This is a genomic window from Neobacillus drentensis, assembly GCF_036966985.1.
GTDB classification, from domain to species: Bacteria; Bacillota; Bacilli; order Bacillales; family Cytobacillaceae; genus Neobacillus; species Neobacillus drentensis_E.
Map to the genome: position 1 here is coordinate 1 of NZ_JBALSN010000614.1, position 2,571 is coordinate 2,571.

Consider the following 2,571-nt stretch of genomic DNA (forward strand, 5'->3'; position numbering starts at 1 on the left):
CCAGAAAAGTATAGACAAAGGGCTTGTAATTGACATAATGAATCCTGTTAGGAAGCACTTAAGTAAAGACTCCTTTTGCCTGCTATAATTAAGGGTTATCGTATTTGCATTTTTAATACTTTCTACTCCTGAATAAATAAGAATAAATCCACCAAATAACCAAAGAAAAATTTGTACAATGGGAATACCAAGAAATTTAACCATCCCTAAATAGACTAACAGCATAAAAATCCCATCAGCAATCATCGAGCCCACTCCAACCACCCAGGCATGCCAAAAACCATTCTTAATCCCCTTATCCAACCGAGCAGAATTCACCGGGCCAATGGGAGCCGCTAATGTAAATCCCAAGATTATGTAACCTGCCAAAATACTCATATTCAGAAAAACCACTCCACTCTCACCGATGTGTTAACTTGTACATTTTATGAAAAAAAGCTAAAAACATGTCCAAAAAATGAATTCGAATCCTATCCGATGGACGTGTAGACACAAAGTGAATGAGAAGTCTCAGTTATATTGTTTTTTTCTTCTAACTGTAAGTAATTACATGAAATTTGAATTCCCTGGACAATATATAGATGTGCTGTGCTTAAGGAAAGGTGGCACTTTGTATGAATAGACTTACTTATACACTGAGGAGGGCAACAATGGGTATACTAAGTGGAAATCCGAAAGAAGAGCCATTGCACTACGGTGAAGTCTTTGATATTTGGTCATCACAATTAGTTGGAAATGGCATGATTGCCGGATATCAAACGATGTTAAATCATGCCGGTGACGATGATTTAAAGAAATTATTAGTTGAAGCAATTGAAATTTGCCAGCAGGAAAAGAAACAAGTGGAAGAACTTTTAAAAGAAAATGGTATTGGCTTACCACCAGCAGCACCTGAGCCTCCAGAAGCATGCCTAGAAGAAATTCCTGTTGGAGCAAGAATTCCCGATCCGGCTATTGCAGCTACACTTTCTGCTGATATAGCAGCTGGTTTAGTATTATGCAGTCAGGTAATCGGTAAATCGATAAGAGAAGATGTAGCATTGATGTACGCGCAGTTCCATAATCAAAAGGTCGCTTTGGGTGGTAAGGTCTTGCGTTTAAATAAAGAAAAAGGCTGGTTAATCCCACCTCCATTACACCTTAATAAACACCATGATTGTTAAAAATTTTATCGTTAGAAAAAACACGGATAGCTTTTGCCGTGTTTTTTCTGTTTTTATACTAGCAATTTTCAAGTAACATGGATCACCTATTTGGTATAATAATTATGATATAAAGAACATTTGAGGTGGCACCATGAAAAAAACGATTGGCATGTTTGCTCATGTCGATGCTGGAAAAACAACATTGGCCGAGCAGCTGCTCTACCATACGAAAACAATTAGACAAAGAGGCCGTGTCGATCATCAGGATACCTTTCTTGATACACATGACATAGAAAAACAACGAGGAATCACAGTATTTGCCGATCAGGCGGTGTTTTCATATAACGAATCCACTTATTTTATGATAGATACACCTGGACATGTCGACTTTTCCCCTGAAATGGAACGGGCGATTCAAGTGATGGATTACGCGATTGTGATTATTAGTGCGGTTGAAGGAATCGAAGGACACACAGAAACCGTTTGGAATCTCCTGCAAAAACATCATGTGCCCACATTTTTCTTTATCAACAAAGTTGATCGAGTTGGTGCTGATTCGGCTAGAGTTTTAGAGGAAATTCGCAGTAACTTAACCACAGATGTTGTTGATATCACTGAAACATTAATAGATGGTCAAATGGATGATGAACTAATTGAATTTATTGCTGAACGGGATGAATCCCTATTGGAAATATACATGGAATCTGGATATCACCCCCTACTTTGGTTAGAAACGATGAGGAAACTAGTAAAAGTAAATCAGCTCTTCCCATGTGTTATTGGATCCGCTTTACAAGATATCGGCGTTGACAGCTTTCTTGAAAAACTGGATCTATTAACTACTACAAATTATCCAAGTAACGAACTTTTCGCCGGTCGTGTATATAAAATTCGCTATGATGAAAAAGGAACACGAATTACGTTTATTAAGGCACTGCGTGGAACATTAAAAGTAAGAGATGAATTAAGTTACAGTGTGGATGAAAAGCTACTCCATGAAAAAATCACTCAAATTAGACTTTATAATGGAAGTAAATTTAAAACGTCCGACCAAATATCGGCAGGAGATATTTTTGCCGTAATAGGGTTGTCGGAAGTTTCAGCTGGAGATGGTTTGGGGTCATTAGAAGAAAGAGCAGAATACGAGATGGTCTCTGCATTAAAGTCAAAGGTAATATTCGATCCAACGATGAATGTGAAAGAAGTGTTGAGGTATTTTAAAATGTTAAATGCCGAAGACCCTGCTTTAAATGTCACCTGGGAGGAACGCACCCAGGAGATCCACATTCATGTCATGGGGGTCATTCAACTTGAAGTTCTAAAACATATAATCAAGGAACGGTTTTCTTTTGATGTCTCATTTGCAGATCCGGAAATCTTATATAAAGAAACAATTGGTTCAACGGTTATCGGTTATGGTCATTTT

Annotated in this window: 3 protein-coding genes; 2 read left to right on the forward strand and 1 reads right to left on the reverse strand. The window is 37.8% G+C overall.

Annotation, left to right across the window (positions count from 1 at the left end):
• Positions 1-384: LysE family transporter (locus V7659_RS29080; RefSeq protein ID WP_335543529.1), on the reverse strand; the 384-nt coding region annotated here is incomplete at its 3' end.
• A gap of 266 nt (positions 385-650) precedes the next feature.
• On the opposite strand from V7659_RS29080, the gene V7659_RS29085 reads away from it, so the two are divergent.
• Together V7659_RS29085 and V7659_RS29090 are read left to right on the forward strand one after the other, a co-directional pair.
• Positions 651-1,163, forward strand: a complete 513-nt coding sequence (locus tag V7659_RS29085) for a DUF3231 family protein (protein WP_335543524.1) — start codon at positions 651-653, stop codon at positions 1,161-1,163.
• Positions 1,164-1,296: 133 nt separating this feature from the next.
• Positions 1,297-2,571, forward strand: a 1,275-nt coding sequence (locus V7659_RS29090; RefSeq protein WP_335543525.1) for a GTP-binding protein, incomplete at its 3' end; no start/stop codon positions are given.

What these genes read in the sequence shown, in the direction of transcription:
- V7659_RS29085 (WP_335543524.1), top strand. Translation starts at nt 651, where the DNA reads ATGGGTATACTAAGTGGAAATCCGAAAGAAGAGCCATTGCACTACGGT.